Annotated in this window: 21 protein-coding genes and 1 pseudogene; 16 read left to right on the top strand and 6 right to left on the bottom strand. The window is 46.0% G+C overall.

Going from position 1 to position 20,465, the window contains the following annotated elements; all coding sequences use genetic code 11:
* Positions 1-19: 19 nt before the first annotated feature.
* Both ACI1P2_RS17195 and ACI1P2_RS17190 read right to left on the bottom strand, forming a co-directional pair.
* Positions 20-1,354: an ABC transporter substrate-binding protein gene (locus ACI1P2_RS17195; protein ID WP_355321078.1), complete on the bottom strand. Its 1,335-nt coding sequence runs from the start codon at positions 1,352-1,354 to the stop codon at positions 20-22.
* Between the two features lie 24 nt (positions 1,355-1,378).
* Positions 1,379-2,842 (bottom strand): glycoside hydrolase family 32 protein, encoded by a 1,464-nt coding sequence (locus ACI1P2_RS17190; RefSeq protein WP_355321077.1) that lies wholly within the window; start codon positions 2,840-2,842, stop codon positions 1,379-1,381.
* A gap of 190 nt (positions 2,843-3,032) precedes the next feature.
* Between ACI1P2_RS17190 and ACI1P2_RS17185 the strand changes: the two genes are divergently transcribed.
* The 6 genes from ACI1P2_RS17185 to ACI1P2_RS17160 all read left to right on the top strand — a co-directional run bounded on the left by ACI1P2_RS17185 (position 3,033) and on the right by ACI1P2_RS17160 (position 8,426).
* Complete coding sequence (locus ACI1P2_RS17185; RefSeq protein ID WP_355321076.1) at positions 3,033-3,905, top strand: ROK family protein; 873 nt, start codon at positions 3,033-3,035, stop codon at positions 3,903-3,905.
* A gap of 337 nt (positions 3,906-4,242) precedes the next feature.
* Complete coding sequence (locus tag ACI1P2_RS17180; protein WP_408976257.1) at positions 4,243-5,601, top strand: collagen-like domain-containing protein; 1,359 nt, start codon at positions 4,243-4,245, stop codon at positions 5,599-5,601.
* 229 nt (positions 5,602-5,830) lie between these two features.
* Positions 5,831-6,412 (top strand): hypothetical protein, encoded by a 582-nt coding sequence (locus tag ACI1P2_RS17175; RefSeq protein WP_355321074.1) that lies wholly within the window; start codon positions 5,831-5,833, stop codon positions 6,410-6,412.
* Between the two features lie 268 nt (positions 6,413-6,680).
* A complete protein-coding gene (locus ACI1P2_RS17170) occupies positions 6,681-7,133 on the top strand; it encodes a hypothetical protein (RefSeq protein ID WP_355321073.1) in 453 nt (150 codons plus the stop codon).
* Positions 7,134-7,472: 339 nt separating this feature from the next.
* The gene (locus ACI1P2_RS17165; RefSeq protein ID WP_355321072.1) at positions 7,473-7,790 is read left to right on the top strand and encodes a hypothetical protein; all 318 of its coding nucleotides are present in this window, start codon (positions 7,473-7,475) and stop codon (positions 7,788-7,790) included.
* Positions 7,791-8,003: 213 nt separating this feature from the next.
* Positions 8,004-8,426 (top strand): hypothetical protein, encoded by a 423-nt coding sequence (locus ACI1P2_RS17160; protein WP_355321071.1) that lies wholly within the window; start codon positions 8,004-8,006, stop codon positions 8,424-8,426.
* 696 nt (positions 8,427-9,122) lie between these two features.
* On the opposite strand, the gene ACI1P2_RS17155 is transcribed toward ACI1P2_RS17160, so the two are convergent.
* On the bottom strand, positions 9,123-9,455 hold the full coding sequence (locus tag ACI1P2_RS17155) for a helix-turn-helix domain-containing protein (RefSeq protein WP_355321070.1): 333 nt from the start codon (positions 9,453-9,455) through the stop codon (positions 9,123-9,125).
* A 169-nt stretch (positions 9,456-9,624) separates the two neighbouring features.
* Between ACI1P2_RS17155 and ACI1P2_RS17150 the strand changes: the two genes are divergently transcribed.
* The 5 genes from ACI1P2_RS17150 (at position 9,625) to ACI1P2_RS17130 (ending at position 13,219) form a co-directional block, all read left to right on the top strand.
* Entirely contained in the window at positions 9,625-9,801 is a 177-nt protein-coding gene (locus ACI1P2_RS17150; RefSeq protein ID WP_355321069.1) for an aspartyl-phosphate phosphatase Spo0E family protein, read from the top strand.
* A 26-nt stretch (positions 9,802-9,827) separates the two neighbouring features.
* Positions 9,828-10,145 (top strand): hypothetical protein, encoded by a 318-nt coding sequence (locus ACI1P2_RS17145; RefSeq protein WP_355321068.1) that lies wholly within the window; start codon positions 9,828-9,830, stop codon positions 10,143-10,145.
* Positions 10,146-11,094: 949 nt separating this feature from the next.
* Positions 11,095-11,772: a hypothetical protein gene (locus tag ACI1P2_RS17140; protein WP_355321067.1), complete on the top strand. Its 678-nt coding sequence runs from the start codon at positions 11,095-11,097 to the stop codon at positions 11,770-11,772.
* A gap of 255 nt (positions 11,773-12,027) precedes the next feature.
* Entirely contained in the window at positions 12,028-12,444 is a 417-nt protein-coding gene (locus tag ACI1P2_RS17135) for a hypothetical protein (RefSeq protein ID WP_355321066.1), read from the top strand.
* A gap of 280 nt (positions 12,445-12,724) precedes the next feature.
* Complete coding sequence (locus ACI1P2_RS17130) at positions 12,725-13,219, top strand: hypothetical protein (RefSeq protein ID WP_355321065.1); 495 nt, start codon at positions 12,725-12,727, stop codon at positions 13,217-13,219.
* 347 nt (positions 13,220-13,566) lie between these two features.
* On the opposite strand, the gene ACI1P2_RS17125 is transcribed toward ACI1P2_RS17130, so the two are convergent.
* On the bottom strand, positions 13,567-15,123 hold the full coding sequence (locus ACI1P2_RS17125; RefSeq protein WP_355321064.1) for a recombinase family protein: 1,557 nt from the start codon (positions 15,121-15,123) through the stop codon (positions 13,567-13,569).
* Positions 15,124-15,416: 293 nt separating this feature from the next.
* Between ACI1P2_RS17125 and ACI1P2_RS17120 the strand changes: the two are divergent.
* Positions 15,417-15,526 (top strand): annotated as a pseudogene (locus ACI1P2_RS17120) (helix-turn-helix domain-containing protein); the annotation flags it as partial.
* A gap of 115 nt (positions 15,527-15,641) precedes the next feature.
* Here ACI1P2_RS17120 and ACI1P2_RS17115 read toward each other — a convergent pair.
* Positions 15,642-17,045, bottom strand: coding sequence for a helix-turn-helix domain-containing protein (locus ACI1P2_RS17115; protein WP_355321063.1), 1,404 nt, complete (start codon positions 17,043-17,045; stop codon positions 15,642-15,644).
* A gap of 277 nt (positions 17,046-17,322) precedes the next feature.
* On the opposite strand from ACI1P2_RS17115, the gene ACI1P2_RS17110 reads away from it, so the two are divergent.
* The 4 genes from ACI1P2_RS17110 to ACI1P2_RS17095 all read left to right on the top strand — a co-directional run bounded on the left by ACI1P2_RS17110 (position 17,323) and on the right by ACI1P2_RS17095 (position 19,748).
* A complete protein-coding gene (locus tag ACI1P2_RS17110) occupies positions 17,323-17,820 on the top strand; it encodes a hypothetical protein (protein WP_355321062.1) in 498 nt (165 codons plus the stop codon).
* Between the two features lie 17 nt (positions 17,821-17,837).
* Positions 17,838-18,206 carry a hypothetical protein gene (locus ACI1P2_RS17105; protein ID WP_408976256.1) on the top strand — a complete coding sequence of 123 codons (369 nt, stop codon included), beginning with the start codon at positions 17,838-17,840 and terminating at the stop codon, positions 18,204-18,206.
* A gap of 162 nt (positions 18,207-18,368) precedes the next feature.
* Positions 18,369-18,947 (top strand): GNAT family N-acetyltransferase, encoded by a 579-nt coding sequence (locus ACI1P2_RS17100; RefSeq protein ID WP_355321060.1) that lies wholly within the window; start codon positions 18,369-18,371, stop codon positions 18,945-18,947.
* A gap of 171 nt (positions 18,948-19,118) precedes the next feature.
* A complete protein-coding gene (locus ACI1P2_RS17095) occupies positions 19,119-19,748 on the top strand; it encodes a YfbR-like 5'-deoxynucleotidase (protein ID WP_355321059.1) in 630 nt (209 codons plus the stop codon).
* 27 nt (positions 19,749-19,775) lie between these two features.
* Here the strand turns inward: ACI1P2_RS17095 and ACI1P2_RS17090 are convergent, their stop codons facing one another.
* Entirely contained in the window at positions 19,776-20,381 is a 606-nt protein-coding gene (locus ACI1P2_RS17090) for a YjgB family protein (protein ID WP_355321058.1), read from the bottom strand.
* Positions 20,382-20,465 lie beyond the last annotated feature (84 nt).

The raw sequence follows: 20,465 nt of genomic DNA, 5'->3' as shown, positions 1-20,465 counted from the left end.
TGTTCTGAACGTTAACGAGCTAGTTGGTGACGTTTTGGGCAATCGTATCGTCGATTTGTTTGGCAAACTCTTCTGGCGTCATGGCACCCATCATCAATTTGATGATTAAATCGCTCATGACGGAGTTCGTATTAGGGTCCAGTAAGGTATCCCAAGGCTTAGCAAATTCTGATCCGTAGTTATCCATATCCTTTTTAATACGCAAGTATAAATCGGAGAACTGGGATTCATCTTTAATCTCAAACTTGAGCGGAGACATCTGTTGTTTGGCTACATAGATGTCACTGTAATTTTTTAAGACGAAACTCAGGAAGTCTTTGGTGGTTGCGTCGAATTTGTCAGCCGTTGCGGCAAGACCGATGCCGCTGTTTCCGAAAAACTCATTATTCGGCGTTTTGGCGTTGTTGATGGTAGGCAGATAGAAATAGTCAACGTTGCCTTTGAGGTTTTCCGGAAGATTGTCCTCTGTAAAGGACGGAATTTCCCAGGTACCCATGGTATACATGGCAGCTTCACCATTGAGGAACATGTTCTTGGCTGTCGTATAATCCGTAGTGGCAAACCCCTCCTGGAAGGATTGAGCGATCTCCTGTGCAAAGTTCGCAGCTTGCATTCCGACTTCGTCGCTCATTTTGGCCTTGCCTTCGCTCAGATTGCGGGCAAATTCATTTCCGGTCGCCCGGAACGGAATCATGGCTGCATAGCGCAGCAAGGGCCAAACGTCAACACCGTCAACGGCGATCGGGGTAATGCCCTTGTCCTTTAGCGCCTTGCTAACTGTTAGCATGTCATCGATGGTTTTGGGAACGGTTAGGTTATTTTCCTTGAATATTTGCTTGTTATACCAGGTCATTTCCAGCTGATACTCCAAAGGGAGAAGGTACAGGCTGCCATCGGGCAGTTCCTGGTATTTCAGCGCAGGTTCGTAGAATTGGTCGTACAGTCCTTGTTCATCCAGAAACTGCTTCATGTCAACCAGCATTCCGGCTTCCGCCAATTGCTGGGCGTACGGATCGGCGTCCATATCGATCAATTCCGGAGCTTCGCCGGAAGCGACGAGCGTGCGCAGCTTGGTCAAATAGGAAGGTCTATCGGAAGTCACTTGAATATCCAGCTTGAAACCGGGATGATCTTTCGCATACCGGTCCGCCAGCTCACGCATCGTTTGCACGATCGGGCCGTCCGCAGGGCGGGCCGACAGCCATGTAATCGTTTTGCCGGCGGAGCCATCAGAAGAAGTTTCCTGTTTGTTGGCATCCTTCGCCGATCCGCCGCAGCCCGCGAGAGCGGTTGCAATGAATGCAAAGATAGTGAGAAGCGAGATGACCTTCGACAGTTTTCTCTTTTTTGCCATTTTAAAACCCCTCCATTATATAAATTAATCCTTTGCTCCCGTCTTGAGCTTGACGTTATGGACTTTGACGCAGCCCTCATTTGCAAAAAAACCGAGATGACCGGTTTTGAAGTTATAGACCCGCGTTGTCATCGCGATGGCATCGTTGACATATAGACACAGGATGTCATCTTCCAAAATCAGCTTTACTGTAATCCGGTCGTGCCGGCTGAACATAAATGGTCTTTCCAGTTCGATCATTTGCGGTTTATCGCCGGCAATTTGCCACTGGAAAAAACCGGGCTCGGTTCTTGGCCACATATCGAAAGCGATTCGATTGTGGAAGGGATCGAATTTAATGAAATAGCCTGTATCAAGAGCTTGGTCGGTTCGCAGCGCGATCCCGAAATCTTTCGCCTCATTCCAGTCCGTAAACTCAGCCTCGATCAGGACTTGGGAAGGCAGTTTATTGAAGACGCAGTAAGCGAGTCCGTCGGGAGAGTCCAGTTCAAAGCGGCTTCCGTCGTGACGGCAATTTTTCTCCGCTTCGTGAATGACGTCCATTCCGGTATTAAAATGCTCATAGATTGCTTGAGGTATCCTTACCAGCAGATCGCCGTTGCCATTTTGATAAATCTCATGAACGACCAGCGTTCCGGCCCATTCCCAGTCACCGTAATCGCTTGCACCTTGTTTAGAAGGAACCCAGCCAAAGGCAAATCTTTGTTGACCGTCTGATGCCGTTTTCGCCGCATAAAACCCTCTGCCGTCAAAGGTGTCGGGAATTGGGGAGGTGTATACCCCTTCGATGCTTTTGCTTTTTTTGTAATGCGTTACAAACTTTTCGCTGAACGTCGAGTAGATCAAGTAGTGCCAGTCTCCCATTTGGAAATAATCCGGGCATTCCATCGTGATGTACTTGTCCGGGCTGTAAAACGGCTCCCGATAATGCCAATGCTCCAGGTCATCGGAAGTGAGCAGAGCAATGCACCCGCCTCTTTTTTCGGAGGAGTTCATTTGCCTTGATGTGACGAGCATCCAGTACTCTTGTCGCTCTTCGTTGAAAAACACAAACGGATCGCGCCAATCGAACTTCTCGTAAATCACGCCGTCCCCATAAAGCTTGAAATTTACATCCTTCGTCCAATGGATACCGTCGGTGCCGGTTGCCTTCAAAACGACTTGTAAGGGCTTTCCGTTAATGCAAAATTCGGCGTTGGGATTGTGCCCGGTGTAGAACAGGTGATACGTGCCGTTCGGGTCCTTAATCACCGAACCGGTGTAAGCGTTGCGGTCGGGATCGCTTTCGTTTCCGTTGGGCAAAGAAACTCCATAATCTTCAAAATCCAGGCCATTTTTAGTTGTGATAAGGTTCCACGTTGTATGATTTCCATAATCTCCATCAACTCTTTGATCATGGAGATAGTAGAGCTTGTACTCTCCATTGTCGTAGAACGGGATCACATCGCCGACCCATCCGCCTTTCGGTTTGTAAAATACTTTTTTCATCGCGTCATCTCCATTTAGTAAAACGTTTTACAAACACATAATAACATAAGTTTTTTTGTTGTCAACGTTTACAATGGTTATTTATTGAGGATTAATTAATAATTTTAAAAACCAGAAAATCAATATGGTAAAACGTTTGTCAAAAATATAAAATGAGAGTGGAAACACTTTTATTTTAGGAGGAGCAAGAATGCGAATAGGTGCAATTGAAGCAGGAGGCACGAAATTTATATGCGGGGTCGGGAATGAAAAGGGTGAAATCGAGAATCGGATCAGCTATGCAACGGAGGAGCCGGAAAGAACGCTCGAGCAAGCGTTGACGTTTTTTCGGGACCAAGATGTTGAGGCGATCGGAATCGGGTCTTTCGGGCCGATCGATCTGAATCGCTCCAGCCCAAATTACGGGCGTGTTACTACGACACCTAAGCCGGGATGGAGCGGGTTTGACTTCGTAGGGTATTTGAAACGTTCTTACCCCGTACCGATTGGCTTCGATACCGATGTGAATGCTGCGGTCTTTGGCGAGGCGAAGTGGGGTGCAGCCAGAGGGCTGGATAGCTGCGTATATTATACGATCGGAACAGGCGTCGGCGTTGGAGTGTACGCGGAAGGGAGGCTGGTTCACGGACTGGTCCATCCGGAAGGGGGGCATGTATTGACCCGGCGGCATCAGGAGGATGGCTTTGGTGGTTTGTGTCATTATCATGGCGATTGCCTGGAGGGCATGGCCAGCGGACCCGCGATTGAGAAACGCTGGGGAGTGAAGGGAAGCGAACTGCCCTCAGATCATCCGGCTTGGGAGATGGAAGCTTATTATCTGGCGCAGGCCATTTCCGGAGTTATTCTGCTGTTATCGCCGAAAAAAGTGATTCTGGGCGGTGGGGTTATGCATCAGAAACAGTTGTTTCCGCTCATCCGTAAGGAAGTTGCTCAAAACTTAAACGGTTATGTCGCATCCCCGCTGCTCCTTAACCATATGGACAGTTATATCGTGCCGCCAGGCCTGGGTGACAATGCCGGATTGTGCGGTGCCCTTGCGCTTGGAATCGAGGCTGCCCGCTAGTTCGAAAAACAAAATGTCCCGGTTGTCCAGCCGTGTCGTTGAATACAGCATCGGGCATTACAATACGTAGCTCCAGCCTTATCTTGTCAGCTATGCTGCTCCTTGATGAATTCGGCGGTTTGTTCTTCTGATTGTGCAAAGCCACTGAAACGGCGGTTCCCCTGATGATGCAACCGGGGGTCGCCGTTTCATGCCTGGTAAAACCTTAATGTTGCAAGTACATTGTGACATGTTGCCTATTTTTTGAATAGACTGCAGAAAACAGACGATTGTCCCGACACTATCGAAGCAAAGACGAATAGATTGGGAGTATTCCAAGCGAAAGGAGAGATTGTTATTGTCTCAATCCAATTTGCCTAATATTACACCAACGATCACCATTACAAGAGACGACGCCATATCTTTAATCGTAGCTTCTATAGCACTGGAGGAACTCGGGCTTAGCCACATTCTGAATGCCGAAGGGGAAAAGCTGCAATATGTCCTGGGAACGCTTCCTGGGGTAACATCGCCACCAGCAACGATCAGTGATTTGTTGGCAGTAAATGAAAGCATTCGTAAAACGCTGCAAGAAACGGTTAATAAAGACTTTGTACTGAGCAACAAATTAGAAACAGCCCTGGATGCTACCAATCTTGTGGGGCCAACCGGTCCTCCAGGGCCAACAGGACCAGCAGGAGGACCACCGGGAGCAACAGGTCCGGCAGGAGCGACAGGAGTGCAGGGTCCGGCAGGGCCGCCAGGAACGTGTCCAACATGTCCGCCAGGTCCAACAGGACCCACAGGTCCAAGCGGAGCCACAGGCTCAAGCGGCGCGACAGGAGCAACGGGCTCGACAGGTTCGACGGGAGCAACGGGCTCGACAGGAGCGACAGGCTCGACAGGAGCAACGGGCTCGACAGGAGCAACGGGCTCAACGGGCTCGACGGGAGCAACAGGGTCGACGGGAGCAACAGGGTCGACGGGAGCAACAGGGTCGACGGGAGCAACGGGTTCAACGGGAGCAACGGGCTCAACGGGCTCGACAGGAGCAACAGGGTCGACGGGAGCAACAGGGTCGACGGGAGCAACGGGTTCAACGGGAGCAACAGGGTCGACGGGAGCAACAGGGTCGACGGGAGCAACAGGGTCGACGGGAGCAACGGGTTCAACGGGAGCAACGGGGTCGACAGGTTCGACAGGAGCAACAGGCTCGACAGGAGCAACGGGCTCGACAGGAGCAACGGGCTCGACAGGAGCAACAGGGTCGACGGGAGCAACAGGGTCGACGGGAGCAACAGGGTCGACGGGAGCAACGGGTTCAACGGGAGCAACGGGGTCGACGGGAGCAACGGGGTTGACGGGAGCAACAGGGTCGACGGGAGCAACAGGGTCGACGGGAGCAACGGGCTCGACGGGAGCAACAGGTACTACAGGCGATACAGGAGCCACCGGAGCAACTGGGGCGACGGGTGCAACTGGGCCCACGTTTGTTCTTTTCAGGACGTGTGAGAACTATCAAATACTCGAAAATCCGATAGAAATCAAAGAAATTAATAAATATCATATCCCAAATTATTGTTGGGAATTAGGTTGCCTTGAATTACATAGTCATCAAATTAGCTTGAGGGAGCGTGTTGCTGACAGGCGGATCAAATGCCCAGGCTCCATGAAGATTTTCAAACGGAATAGGCTGGCTGGAGCTTTCAGCCGATAAGATCATCAGTAAAAGAGCGAGATTATTGAATCGGTTAATAATTCCCCCTTTCTGGTGGTGTGGACAGGGTGTTGGTCCTCACTAGCATGAGTGCTAATCGTACGTGTTGCCAATCAAGTCCATCTTTTATTAATAGAGAATCGTTGTGAAATAGACTTTGGTTGAAGGAAATTTGTTTGCAGCCTGTCCAACCATTCAAACCCGCGCTAGCTAAGGGAAAATTAGTTTATTGAAAATTTTACGCATCAGCTGCGTAAATGACATCCCCACGGGTGCATCCGGCGCCACGGGGGCCACCGGAGCGACAGGCTTGACAGGTGCAACGGGAGCAACAGGCGCTACAGGAGAGACTGGAGCTACTGGGATGACGGGGGTGACTGGACCTACAGGCCCGACAGTCACGGCCAATTACTTGTCAACAGGTAATAATGGAAATAATGTTGTAGCTCAAAACACGCCACTTGACCTTGGCACTACCGTTACTCAAAACGGAACGGCTATACAGCGGTCAGGTACTACTGATATAACTCTAGCCGCCAACCAGACGTATTCTGTATGTTATAGTACGAATACGATATTGGCACCTATAGCGGGTATTGGACAGTCCTCTGCAGTTCTTACCGTAAGCGGAGTCGTTATTCCCGGAACACAAAGCAGTGCTTCGGGTACTGCAGGAGACCAGGCAAACCTCAGCACTTGTACGATCACCTCTACAACAATGACAAGCACTTTAGAATTGAGAAACGCTAATAATGCTCCCGGGAATACGACGTTTTATAATACGGTAGTCAGTGTTTTCAAGCTGGCTTGACAAACAGATGAGTGACCTGGTGCATTGAACACCAAAATGCAACAGAATCGCATATGTACAGAAAGTGGCGCAGCTATTACTCATTTCCCCTGTTAAGTGGAAGGAAAAGGGAAAAAATAGGGGCAAACAACTTCGCCACTCTTTAGGCACTTATACAGTCCTGAAGGGTGGCTATAAGTCAATAATCTGAACATAAGCCTTAAGAAACTTCACGAAATACATCCTGGTGACTAAGGAAATAAGGTTTTCAAACCAAAGGATGATCCGAATGAAAGGTCATAATGGACATAAAGAATACGTGGAGCAGTTGAATAAAATCCAAAGCATGATGGAATGTATGATGATGAACATGGATAAGAACGAAAATGGAACGAATCATGGTCGTACTGAGGAAATTGCAAGTAAGCGTATTGACTTTACCATCGAAAACGAATTGAGGTTGCAAAGAATATATAAGCAACTGAATCAGTTGAAAGAGGAGGTTAAAGTGTTTGTCCACCAAGTCGATCACCCGGGTAAAATTCGAAAGAAGCCTGGCCCGGAACCAGGAGGAATAAAACGACACTATACATTGACGATGCCGCAAGAAGATTGGGACATCATCGATCATCTGATCAAGGGAGGCCGTTTTAGATATGTTGCAGATTACTTTCGGTTTCTGCACCGATCCTTCACCCAGAGCCCCGCATCTTCTAAAAGGGGCTATCAATCCCGCCCTTAATAATAGAGAGACTACATGAAATATCTCCTGGTTGAATCAGGAAATTTGTAAACCCCTTGTCCGTTCATTCAAGCCCACCCATACCGAAAACCCGGGCCAGCTAAGGAGATCATTATTTTATCGAAAATTTTACGCATCAGCTGCGTAAATGACATCCCCACGGGTGCATCCGGCGCCACGGGAGCAAGCGGAGCGACCGGTCCGACAGGAGCAACAGGCGTAACGGGGGCTACAGGCACAACAGGACCGACAGTGACGGCTAATAATTTGACTGCAGCTACTAATATACCACAGAATGTGGGGCAAGGTGCAGCTCTTAACTTGGGATCTACCCAAGTAGTGAATGGTACCTCAATTACGCACACAAATGGTAGCACGAATGTTACCTTGGCCCCTAACCAAACTTACTATGCCCAATATAATGTTGTGGGTGTGAATAATGCAAATGGCTTTTCGTCTGCCGGGCTTGCTCTTAATGGAACGGGAATTGGCGGATCAGGGGGAACCTCGTCTGGAACTCCGGGAGCACTTAGCAATATTGCTGGTGGCGGTGTTTTCAACACTGGTTCGGGATCTAACATTCTGACCGTATTTAATACCAATACAACCGCTGCGACGTATTTAGATGCAACTGTTAGCGTCGTCAAGCTGGCCTGACGGACAGAAGAATTACCTGATGACTAACGTGTACCGCCTTCTGTTCGTAATAGCACAATGATAACAGCAGTGTCAGTGTAAATAAGTTGGATTAATTTGAATAACATCGGCTGCCTATCATGCATGGTGTAGAGCCTGATGATAGAAAAATGCCACCCTTCAGAAAGATTAATCAGTTCTGAAGGGTGGGTATATAATCAAAGGATGATTTGAATGAATGGTCAAACTGATTACAAAGAATACGTGGAGCAGTTGAGTAAAATACAAAGCATGGTGGAACGTATGATGACGAATATGGATAAAAATGAAAAGGGAACGAATCATGGTCGTACGGAGGAAATTGCAAGTAAACGTATTGACTTCAATTTCGAAAATGAATTGAGGCTGCAAAGCATATATAAACAACTGAATCATCTGAAAGAGGAGGTCGAAGTGTTAGTACACCAAGTCGATCACCAAGGTAAAGTTCGAAAGAAGCCTGGCCCGAAACCAAGCAGAATAAAAAGACACTACACATTAACCATGCCGCAAGAAGAATGGGATATCATCGATTATCTGATCAAGGAAGGCCGTTTTAGATACGCAGCAGATTATTTTCGCTTTCTGCACCGCTCCTTCACCAAGAGCCCCAAATAAGGCCGATGTACTTTCTGCTGAAAACACTACCCATCCACTTTACTTCTAATGCCATGTACATATGGACCGAGGTTATTGTCATCATGTTTTGTGAACGGCTGCATGAATGAGGTCCCTGGCTCACCAGAGACCTCAACTTTTAGTATCCATAGTGGTGCGTGCACCTTGTCTCCCCGAGCGAAAGCGAATCTAAAAACGTCGACACTACTTTATACCCAACTCGGTGCTGAATAAATTCAGCGGTTAAAAGACACGACAGGTCTGCAAGACCTTCACACCCACTGGTACGACCCGGCATGGACCGCTTTATGGGCGGGGATACGTATCAGGGAGGGGTAATCGATCCGCTGAGTTTGAATTGAATACGTATGATGGCAACAATCCGTTGATCTATGTTGATCCTACTGTACATATGGAAGCCTATCTCGCGTAACGACGAGTACGCAAGACAGTTTCAGAATTCCCAACGGCAAGTGGCATCGGTGGTCACGAGGAATTGGTTGCTGTTCCGCCGCACCTGGAGCAGTATGTTCGTCGGTGCATTTGGAATTTCTGAGCCTTATTTGCAAGGCATTCCGAGCTGTTCGCGATTCGCGGAACTACTAAAACACGGAATATGCCATTGGGGGAGAAAATGGCGGACCGGATCGTGCGGGAAATGATGGGGCTGTAAATTAAACCGGGGAAGATACAAGGTTATTGTATCGAGTTTAAAAATAGCTTCAAAAGAGCCAATGCATCCCTACGTTGTTTCTCTGTACAGTTATGGAGTGCTGCCATGATCAATTCGGATTCATCACTTGTCGCGCCTCCCTCTTGATCCATCAATAAATCATTAGGAGAAAGCTTAAGCAAATTACAGATGCCTAGCATCGTTTCAATGGACATGCCAACTTTTCCGCGTTCAATATCGCCACAGAATCGGGGCACACGTCCAATGTGCTCAGCCATTTGCTCTCGGGAAATTTCCAGAGCTTCGCGCTGTTTCCGTATGCGTTTCCCCACCTTCTTTTTATCGTAAAAAAACATCAGAGTGGCCTCTTTTCATTCGAGTATCATTTTATAACTCTTATTATGTAGGAGTATACAGTTGACTTAAATGAGTTATTAAATTACCATTAAGGTGGTTTTTAAACATACATTGTATCCATTTTTTCTAGATTTCATAACTCGGAATGGAGGGGGAGGAAATAAACGAATGCTGAGAAAGATCGAGGAGGAGCGGCGCAAGCTGAACGCATTGGACGAAAAGGCTGTGGTACAGTTCATGCCTTTGTCCGTCAGTCAAGAAATTCAGGAGCAAAGCCGCAAAACAGATGAACTGTTGGTGTGCTATCAGCGTATAAAAGCCACACGGCCTGAACAGGCGCGATAAAAAGAAGTATAGGGGGAAGCAGGGCGATGAAACTTCCGCTGTGGTTTCGGCAAGCGATTCAAGAGAGACTGGATGAAGTATCTGCCAGAATTGAGCAAGATCCTGAATTGAAGCATATTCGTAAACAAGCAGACCATGCATTTGAAGCTTTGTTTGCAGGCAAGGATATTGGAAGGATGCCGGAATTTTCTGAATGGGAGGACTGGCATCATTATAAGCAAGGGATATTCAATGAAAGGCTGTACTTGCAGGGCATGAGGGATGGCATTCAGCTTGCCGTTACAGTTCTGAATCATTCGATTTGGTCAGATGATGACGTAATATCCAATGAGAATAAATCGTAATGTTCTAATGGTGCAAGTTCTTTATTCGGGAGGATGAGATTGGAAGTGAAATTAACCGGGAAAATCCGGGAGTATACGGAAAGCCTGTTTTTTGGACTGTCCTTGCGGCAGTTCTTTTTTTTCTGTCTTAGCCTTGGGGAGTCGCGATTGCCCTTTACTTTGTGATGCGAAATCTTTTTGAATCGGGACGCTTGAGCCTATATGTTTTATCGAAAATTTTACGCGTCAGATGCGTACATGACGTTCCTACAGGTGCATCCGGCGCCACGGGAGCCACCGGAGCAGATGGAGCCACAGGAACTACCGGTGTAGGTGTCACTGGTGCAACGGGAGCAACCGGGGTAACCGGCCCTACCGTAACCGCAAATAATGCAAGCTTCGTAATTGATGGGGAACAATTTCGGGGTTTAGGTGTACCAGTAAGATTGAACACCAGAGTCCTCAATGGAACAGCAATCACTCACACGGACCCATCACCCAGTATTGTATTGGCCCCTAATCAGACGTATTATGTTTCCTGGAACGCAGATGTTGTTGCTGGGTCACAGACGGGGAATTCAGCGGCATATCTAGAATTGGGGGGGAATGCCATAACCTGGTCGTTATCGAGAGGTTCGAATCCATCAGGAATAGCTCCAGCAAATGGGAATAATCTCATTCCATTGGGAGCGGCTGGCGTTATAAACACTGGCGCGACTGCGCAAGCCCTCCAATTGGTAAACCGGACTACTGGGGGGACTACCTTCGATAACGCAAATGTACACGTCATTAAGCTTTCTTGATGTCCTGAGGAACACCACTCAATCAAGCTGGCTTAAACAGTAAGAATCTCGCCCACCTTTCAGGAGTTCATTCAAATTCTGAAAGGTGGCCTACATCAAAGCACAATAACCTTGACCTGTAAAACTCCATGAATAGGCATCCAGATGATAAGGGGTTAAATTAGGAATTGTCAAATCAAAGCCTAGCGGTGATATGTCCGGCCGATAAGTGGAACGAGCAATCTTCTTTTTATCAACAGCCTGTTCGACCATTCCAACCCACGTTAGCTAAGGAGATCATTGTTTTATCGAAAATTTTACGCGTCATCTGCGTACATGACGTTCCAACAGGTGCATCTGGCGCCACGGGAGCGACCGGCGCAACTGGGGTTACAGGCCCGACGGGTCCTACTTTTGCAACTAGTTCAGGAACGTTTAGTGCGAGCAACTTAACCGATGTAGATGTTGGGGCAAATTTCCCATTAAACCAAGTTGTAAATAATGGAACGGCATTTACCTTAAGTGGCGGAGATACAATCAATATTAGTGAACCTGGAAGCTATTTGGTTAATTATTGGGCGCAAGGTGATGCTACAGGCCCACCGCAGCTTATCGCTGTAGCTTTACGTGTAAATGGGGCAATAGTATCAGCTACATCACGCATGACTCAACAAGTCGATACAGGGTGGAACTATTTGCAAGTGAATGGATCATATATATTGAATGTAACTACTACACCAACAACACTAAATCTCGTGAATCGTTCTAATTCTATTTTGAAATATAGCCTCGCTGATACAACTAATAATCAAATAACAGCTAGGAATATCCAAACAAACGGTATTACTATTGTTAAAATAAGTTAAGCTTGTACTTGCTCAAATTCACTTTAAAAAAATGTAAACAGGTTACCAGTACCTCAAGTGCCATTCGCAGCCACCTATCGGGAAATGGCTGTAAACAGATGGTGAATCATCACGCCACCCTTCAGACATATTTGGGTTCTGGAGGGTGGTATATACAGAGCGTTGGTCTTCATCTAAGTCTGTTTCTAGCCGTCCGGATGAACTGGAAATTGACTTGAAATGAATTTCTACAACGATTATATGAGGATGATCAGAATGAACAGTCAAGACGAGCATAAGAGAGATTTGAAACAACTGAGAAAAATTCAAATCGAGGTAGAACGTATATTGATTAACATGAACAAAAATGAAATGGAAACAAGTCATGACCGTAAGGAGGAAAGGGAACAGATTGACAGTACCTTCGAAAATGAATTGAAACTGCACAGCATTTATAAACAACTGAACGACTTGGAGAAGGAAGTCAGAGGATTGGTAAGTCAGGTCGATAACCGAGGTAAGGGGCGAAAGAAGCCTGGCCCGAAACCGAGAGGAATAAAACGTCACTATACCTTGACGATGCCGCAGGAAGATTGGGACATCATCGATCAACTGATCCAGGAAGGCCGTTTTAGATATGCCGCCGATTATTTTCGCTTTTTGCACCGATCCTTCACCCAGAGTTCAAGATAAGGCCAATGTACCTTTTGCTGAAAACCCAGCCTAGGCCCTTCACCTCAAATACCATGTACATATGGACCGGAGAATATATTGGGACTATCAATCACGCTCTCTTAATAATAGAGAAGCTTCATGAAATATACCCTGGTTGAAGGAAATTGGTCAACAGCCTGTCCTGCCATTCAAACCCGCGCCAGCTAAGGAGATATTTGTTTTATCGAAAATTTTACGCGTCATCTGCGTACATGACGTTCCAATAGGTGCATCTGGCGCCACGGGAGCAACGGGTTCCATGGGAGCAACGGGATCTACTGGCGCGACAGGAGCTACTGGAGCCACAGGATCTACAGGAGTCACAGGATCTACAGGAGTCACAGGACCGACGGTGACTGCGAATAATTTGAGCACTGCTAGCGGACCAGCAACGTCTGTGCCGGTGTTTTCAGCAATTCCGCTGGGTCCCAATAATGTACTAAATGGTACAGCCATTACGCACACTGCGGGTTCTACCGACATCGGATTAGCTCCTAATCAAACTTACTCTGTCCAGTATAATGCTAATGGATTTCCCTCCCCTTCGGGTACTTTATCCGCGGGACTTGCGCTTAATGGAACAAGAATACAAAGCTCACAGGGAAACCAGAATGGGACGGTCGGCAACCAGCTTTCTGTTTCTGGTGGCACGATCATCAGCACTACAATGGCGAGCACTTTAACCCTTGTCAACACGGGAGATGGCGCTACGATTTTTGCAGCAACTTCTGTCAACGTTGTCAAACTGGCATGATAAAGACCACGATTAACGTGTATCGCCTTCTGTTCGTATGGCATTATGATAACAAAATTTCCAGTATAATCAATTTGGATTACCCACAATGAACGGCTGCTTATCGGCCAATGGTGGGGCTTGATAGGCAAATAACTTGCCACCCTTCAGAAGTTCTGAAGGGTGGATATATAATCAAGGGATGATCTGAATGAGTGGTCAAAATGAATACAAATGGACCGGGGTGTTGTCATCATATTTTGTGAACGGTTGCATGAATGAGGTCTCTGATGAACCAGAAACCTCATTTTTTGTATTTAATAGCGGTGCTTATGATTCCTGAGTTGTTGGTCGAAGCCATTTGGGGATTAAAAGTATTCAATGTTAAAGCTGAAGGGATAGGCTTGACGTTCCTGGTTCCTGGTGGACCGCCTCCGAATACCCGCCGGCATGACTCTTTTATAGTGGATTCGTTTTACAAACTGCTTCAAGGTTACATTCTGCTCTTCTGGCGTCAGGTTCTGGAACTCCTCAAACAGTTCGATCATTTGCGTTAACTGGTCTATGGAGGGGACAGCCTCTATGGACTGGATTTGCTGCATGATTTCCTTCTTGGATTCTTCTAACAATTGGCCTTGTTCCAGCAAGGCATGTGCCTTCATTTTGAATTTTTCGGACGAAAAGGATTCTGTCAACGCCAGGTCCAGCAGCTTCTCCTGCAGGCGCTCGTTCTCCTGCAGCTGCTTTTCCATGAGAGCCAAGCGTTCATGAAGATCCATAAGGATGGTGTCCGTTTCTTGCTGCACCAGAAGCTGCAGCTGAGCAGCCAGCCGCTGCTTGTAAGCCTGCAGTTTCAGCACCACTTCTTCTTCCAGAAACTTTAGTCTCATGCCTTGGTTGTAACATTTCGTATTGCTGCCTGGCAGCAAATTGTCGCAAGGCTTAATTGTGAAAACACCGTTTTTTTCTTTACGGATGACAAGCTTTCTTCCACATACGCCGCAGAACAGCAGATCTTTCAGCATCGTGGTTCCTGTTTTGACGGCTTGCCTTTCGTAGGTGCGCATGGTCTCTGTCCTGCGTTCCGCCTGTTTCTGACGGGTTTGCTCCCATTCATCCGGCTGAATGATGGCAGGGTGGGCGTGATCTGTTATGATCGATTTCAGCGTTTTGTATCTGTACTCTCCGTTTTCCTTGACTCGCTTGCGATGCTGGTACACCACACTTCCCTTGTATACGGGATTCCGCAGAATCCTCCTGATGGTAGAGGGACGGAAGGCATTGGCTAGCCGCGTCTTGAAGCCTTCACGGTTCAGTATGTCTGCAATCTTGCGGCTGCCCAATCCATCCTTATAAAGCTTGAAGATGTACCGTACCACCTCTGCCTCGGGCTGGTAAATTTCAAGCTTTTTGCTTTCCCGGCTCCGTCTGTAGCCGTAGGCAGGTCTTCCGCTTACGTACTCCCCGCGTCTTGCACGCTGCATTTTATTGACCTTGTTTCTGCGGCCGATCATCTCATACTCCAGCGCGGCGAACAAAGAACTCACATCATACATGAGACGGTCTTCCAGCGAGCCCGCCAGGTCAAATGTCTGGGAAGGCGTAATGATTTTAATTTCATGATCGATACAAAGCTGCTTGATCTGCTGCGACACCAGTCCATTCCGTGAAAGACGGTCCAGAGACACTGTAAAAATGGCTTGGTATCGTTCAATATTGTCGATTAGCTTCTGCAACTCAGGGCGTGCTCCCAGATTATGCTTCCCCCCGCTCACAATTTCTTCATAAACCTCAGATGTGTAATGGTTCTCGCCACAGAATTCCTCCATAAGCTCCCGGTGATTCTGCAACGTATCCTCATTTTCTCCCTTGTCCATTGAAATTCGCAAGTAAGTTGCTCCAAATGCCCCGGTTATTTCATTCATAATGATTTCCCCCATCTTGGTACCAGTTTCCCCTTGTCCCCTCTTATTACATGAATAGATGTAAAATGATACATCAGAACATAATTTCTAATATTTTACAACAAAATGATTCGGATACCTTTATTTATGTAATATAGAAGGGGGTGATGACTTATTTAAGTGCTGTGCTTTTGTACAAAATGTGGGTGGCGGACAGTATTTGAAGACACCATATGAAATCAAAGATAACGAATGGCGGCGATGTATAAAAAAAGAGAGCTCTTCGGCTCTCGGTAAGAAATAGGAACTGTTGAAAAAAGATCAGGATTTCCTATGCAACGATGGCTAACTGAACACCAATGAATATGTATCACTGGAAGTGGCCGATAAGCTTTGTTCAGCATTAACATGTCCCTGTTTGTAGTATTCTTGTTGACCTTAGTTCTCCTGAGGTGCGTTGCTCCCTTTATCCACCTCCGTGGATCGAGGCTAACTGAATAGACTGGATAATATAGTTCAACATCACTAATAATATTGAACTAGTTACGAACAGTAATGATATTACTTTCTTCATTCTTTCCTCCCATTTCCAAGATGTCGTGATACACCAGCTTTGCTTCAACTGATGCAAATTTCCGTAAACGTTCAAACAGTCGGATAAAACGAAGCATAGAGCTTTCATCATTAATGACAGCGGATGTTTTCAAACCGTCTAACAAATGACGAAATCCCTTTTCGTAATGGCCTCTGGATAAATAATATTGCGCAAGCTCCGTCAGGAGACCAATATGCTGGTCGGCTGTATTTTGATCGTTATATATTTCGTTGCCTTTTTCCTCATGGAGGCTGGATATTTCTGCTTCAAATTTGGCGAGAATATGATCTACATCAACGCTGAAGCGATTTGCCACGATCATGATATTCCACAAGCCACGGATCACTTCGATTTTCTTCGGTTCAATGAATTCAACATATTCCGGGAGTAATTTTGTCTCTCCGGACATTAACCTGGCTAAAAAAATATTTGCTCTTGCCCACTCTTGAAACAGACCTTTCCAATGCAGTGTGTCTTCATCTGTCTCCTTTACCCACTTTAAATCTGCATATTCATTAGCCTTTTTGAATGCGAGGTCATAGTTCCCTTGGTCATGGTAAAATCCCCCAATGAGCAGGCTGCTATATGCCACATAAAAAAATAGAGGCCTTAACGGCTTCTTTTGATTTGCTCTCAGATTCCGGTTGGATGAACTTGACAAGGAGTATTGCACTTTTGCCAGATGGTTCAGCTTCATTGCCGTTGTATATACCTTATCCCACCGGTGCAACGAACGAAAGGTATTGGCCAAATCCTTCAATGCATCCAGTTGATCAATCTCATGAAGACGCTCTGCGTAAGGTTCAAACCGGATGGCTGCCTGGTAATTCTGTTCAAGATCATTTCCCTGTCTGATAGAAAACAATCTGTATTGACAAAAAGCCAACCGCTCTGAATGTTGATTTTTCTCGCTTAAAGCGATGCTCTCGTAAAGTATTGCAGCTGCAGCACGTTTGCCTTGACCAAAAAAATCCTCTGCTGCTTCAAGCAGAGGAGACAAATATAACAGGTTATCCATCAACAGATTTACAGTCAGCTTGACGCATTCCAGCTTGTCCAACTCTGTGCAGCGGTATAAGAAGGGTCTGATTCTGCGCCAATTTGGGGCAGCTTCATTTAGACACTCTTGCAGGTACTGCTCGTAAAAATGCCCGTGGGGCAGATTCATCGTTACAGTAATCCGATCCAACTGATCCACGGCAAGCACTCTTTTATTGTTCAGGATGGAACTCACAGTACCCGGATTCATTCCGCACTGTCTCGCCAATTGACTGATATTTAGTCCGTTCTTCTTTATGAATTGCTCTATCTCTTCGAGAATCGTGGTTGTATAATTCAAACGAACCACCTCTAAATATGATTGTTAATATGTTGCAAATATAACCATTATTTGAGTGGAGGTCAATAGATGCTCATTTTACGTGATTCAATCGTTAGGCATGAGCGTATATCATAATTTTTACCTATTTTTTGCAGCAGGATACTACTTTACAGATAAAGAGTAAATAATAATAAAAGGAGAAAAACTAGTTGATATAAGAACTTTTAATTCAAATAAAATGATATTATAATAGAAATGCTTGGAAGAGGTATCAAATAGTTTTTATTTACGAGGTGGGAGAAAAATGCCCAGACAAATAAAGATGTCAATTGAAGAATTTGAGAACTTCGCAAAAGACGTTTCTGAACATTTATATGAATCAATGTACGATAAATTTTTAATGCAGAATGGTTTGATTCAAGAGTCCTCATTAAGCAATAAGATGATAGAGTATCAAAGTAAATTTACCAAAAGTATATACTCTCAAGAATTTTCCGATACTGATTCACATACTCATCAATTGGGTGGTGAAAATCGTATGGAGACAAAATCAATTGTAGATAAATTTTACGCTGATTCGAACATTAAAAGCATCTATGTTTATGAGGAGAACGAGGATATTTATTTATTGCTCATATTGAATGATGATGATGTCGAAGATTTAGCATTGAATTTAGCAAAAATACAAAATGAAGCTGCATGGGAATACCCGAACTTAAATATAGAAATTGATTATATTCCAGCCGAATATTTTACTGAAGATTATATACCGGATGGAGCAGTTTCCTTTCCAAGGAGTTGATTTTTTTGTCTCCTGAAATGAGAATTATACAATACGAAAGAAATAAAAAATCATTAAATCAAATTATGTCTATAGAAGACTACCCTTGTGATTGGGCAATCACAATTGCGTTTTATAGTGCTCTTCATTTAGTTGAGTACCATTTATTCAAAGTAGACCAAAAAAATAGAATCCGCAGATCAAACGAAAAAGAAAATCATACAGAAAGAAATCGTGAAGTTGTAAAAGAGTTGAAACTTGGCCATGAAGTTGCTCATGCATATCGTGCTCTCTATAATGAAAGCAGGGCAGCTAGGTATGATTGCATTCCTATTAAAAAAAGCAGAGTGCAGACCGCTTTGAAAAATTTAGATATCATTGTGCATCAGTTGGAGTCTGTAAATTAGTTGTATAACAGTGATTTTGCTACTCCTGTCTTTAATGACAGGACCTTTTGTATATTGGGTTAAAAGGAATGCATGTGTTTTAGGACGATAATATAAGCTGACAGATCCATCATGGTTAATAAAAGTAAGAATCAGAAAAACCATCATAGGATGTGAGGCATTATGGAAAAAGATCCTTTGCTGCAGGATTTTCCGGAGCAGTTTGAAACCGAAAGATTGGCGGTTCGGGCCCCACGCTGGGGAGACGGAGCTCCGCTGAATGCAGCGATTCGGGAAAGTCTCAAGGAACTCCGGCCCTTTTTGCCGTTTGCCCGTGTGACTCCCGAGCCTGAGGAAACGGAGAGGGTTGTACGCCGCAGCAGACTCCGCTTCCTGGAACGGACAGATATGATGATGCTGATGTGCGATAAAGAGAGCGGCGGAGTGCTCGGCGCATGTGGTCTGCACCGGATCGACTGGAACGTCCGCAGATTTGAAATCGGCTACTGGATCAGAACGTCCCGCTCCGGGGAAGGGCTTGTCACGGAAGCTGTTCATGGCATAACGGATTTTGCCGTCAGGCAGCTTGGCGCAAACCGACTGGAAATCCGCTGTGATGATCGCAACGCGCGCAGTGCCGCTGTCGCGAGGCGGGCGGGATTTACGCTGGAAGGCGTTCTGCGCAGCTGGGAGCGCGAAGATGATGGTACACTTGTGAATCAGATGGTGTTTGCCAAGGTGCGGGGAATCGATTTTACATAGTTTATCTAAATTGCCATTTGGGAATAATAGTTAATCCGCAGGCCATAACGGTCTGCGGATTTTGATATTGGAGAAATTAGGGAACCTCAATTAATTTTCTATTAACATATGTAATTTATACTGATTCTGGTATATCGACGATCCATACACTAGACAAAGGATGGCTAATTCATGGGAATCCATACGTATTTTCGGTCACTGAACGATCTGGAACGGATTATCCGCTGCCCCGGAAAGTTTAAATTTGAGGAGCACAGCGTGGCCGCCCACTCCTGGAAGGTTGTGCAGTACGCCAAAACGCTGGCGGATATTGAAGAACAGCATGGTGTAACAGTAGATTGGAAGAAGCTGTACGAGATTACAAGCAGTCATGATTATGGCGAAATCTTCATTGGAGACATCAAGACGCCAGTCAAGCATTACTCACTGGAGCTCCGCTCCATGCTGCAGCATGTTGAAGAAGCTATGGTGGAGCATTTTATCGAGGAAAATATCCCGGAGGAGTTTAAGACCATTTTCCGCGGACAACTGCGTGAGGGCAAGGATCAGTCCGTTGAGGGCTTGATTCTGGAGGTTGCCGACAAGCTGGACCAGGTGTATGAGGCTTTTGCCGAGCTGCAAAGGGGCAACAGCGAGAGGGAATTTGTGGTCATGTACCGCAATGCGCTCATTAAAATCAAGGACATCCGGCTGCACTGTGTAGATTATTTTCTGCAGAACATTTTGCCAGATATCGTGCAGGATGGAATGAGCTCCACCATTGATATCAGAAAAATTACGGAGGAAGCGCTGGCTCTGTAAGCTTCGCTCCTCCGCAGCTTTCGTGAATTATGCTTTGGTCAAATTGATATGATCAAGGTCGGTCTTGGAGTTGAAAATAAAGTCCAGCTTGTAATCGCCTCTAAGGTAAGTTACCTTGATTTGCTGTTTACCGCCGCTATGGATGATTGTGCTGTGCTCGGGCTTGAACCACTGCTGCCACAGCATGCTGATCGTGATTCCGCCGATATTGGTCTGCCGCTCTACGTTTGTGCCGAAATAACGCATTTCGTTGATCACCCCGGATTTATAGGCAAAAGCGTAACCGGGATTCCCCATATTGGCGGTATAAAATTCAAAGCCCCCGCTTTTTTCCATAGGCTCCCCGAACTTTTTGATCACTTCGGTCCGTTTGGTCTTACCCATGGTAAAGCCGCTGACGGCTCCCGGAAATTGTCCCTTCAAAGCAGGTTTATAGAAAGAATTTAGCGTATCGATGGCCATTTGCTTCTGCTCGGCGCTTATGCTATCGCTAGTGGCTGCAGCTGCTGCGGCGCTGGAAGCGGATATGAGCGGAGTGGGAGTGGAGACCGTTGTACCGAAAACCGCCGCACCCATGATCCCCATGGCTATAACCGTTTTTGCAGCTGACTCTCTTCTGAATTTCATGCTCATGCTGTGCAGCTCCTCTCAGGAAAAAAAGAATTTTATGACGATCTCGTCTGTCATTTAACCAATATACAGGATATAAAACGAGGA

Origin of the sequence: Paenibacillus jiangxiensis (assembly GCF_046098255.1) — a bacterium.
Classification (GTDB): domain Bacteria; phylum Bacillota; class Bacilli; order Paenibacillales; family Paenibacillaceae; genus Paenibacillus; species Paenibacillus jiagnxiensis.
This window is presented reverse-complemented; position numbering and strand designations above follow the sequence as displayed.

Coding starts and splice junctions, on each gene's coding strand:
- ACI1P2_RS17195 (WP_355321078.1), bottom strand. CDS start 1,354: ATGGCAAAAAAGAGAAAACTGTCGAAGGTCATCTCGCTTCTCACTATC.
- ACI1P2_RS17190 (WP_355321077.1), bottom strand. CDS start 2,842: ATGAAAAAAGTATTTTACAAACCGAAAGGCGGATGGGTCGGCGATGTG.
- ACI1P2_RS17185 (WP_355321076.1), top strand. CDS start 3,033: ATGCGAATAGGTGCAATTGAAGCAGGAGGCACGAAATTTATATGCGGG.
- ACI1P2_RS17170 (WP_355321073.1), top strand. CDS start 6,681: ATGAAAGGTCATAATGGACATAAAGAATACGTGGAGCAGTTGAATAAA.
- ACI1P2_RS17160 (WP_355321071.1), top strand. CDS start 8,004: ATGAATGGTCAAACTGATTACAAAGAATACGTGGAGCAGTTGAGTAAA.
- ACI1P2_RS17155 (WP_355321070.1), bottom strand. CDS start 9,455: ATGTTTTTTTACGATAAAAAGAAGGTGGGGAAACGCATACGGAAACAG.
- ACI1P2_RS17150 (WP_355321069.1), top strand. CDS start 9,625: ATGCTGAGAAAGATCGAGGAGGAGCGGCGCAAGCTGAACGCATTGGAC.
- ACI1P2_RS17145 (WP_355321068.1), top strand. CDS start 9,828: ATGAAACTTCCGCTGTGGTTTCGGCAAGCGATTCAAGAGAGACTGGAT.
- ACI1P2_RS17135 (WP_355321066.1), top strand. CDS start 12,028: ATGAACAGTCAAGACGAGCATAAGAGAGATTTGAAACAACTGAGAAAA.
- ACI1P2_RS17130 (WP_355321065.1), top strand. CDS start 12,725: ATGGGAGCAACGGGATCTACTGGCGCGACAGGAGCTACTGGAGCCACA.
- ACI1P2_RS17125 (WP_355321064.1), bottom strand. CDS start 15,123: ATGAATGAAATAACCGGGGCATTTGGAGCAACTTACTTGCGAATTTCA.
- ACI1P2_RS17110 (WP_355321062.1), top strand. CDS start 17,323: ATGCCCAGACAAATAAAGATGTCAATTGAAGAATTTGAGAACTTCGCA.
- ACI1P2_RS17105 (WP_408976256.1), top strand. CDS start 17,838: ATGAGAATTATACAATACGAAAGAAATAAAAAATCATTAAATCAAATT.
- ACI1P2_RS17100 (WP_355321060.1), top strand. CDS start 18,369: ATGGAAAAAGATCCTTTGCTGCAGGATTTTCCGGAGCAGTTTGAAACC.
- ACI1P2_RS17095 (WP_355321059.1), top strand. CDS start 19,119: ATGGGAATCCATACGTATTTTCGGTCACTGAACGATCTGGAACGGATT.
- ACI1P2_RS17090 (WP_355321058.1), bottom strand. CDS start 20,381: ATGAGCATGAAATTCAGAAGAGAGTCAGCTGCAAAAACGGTTATAGCC.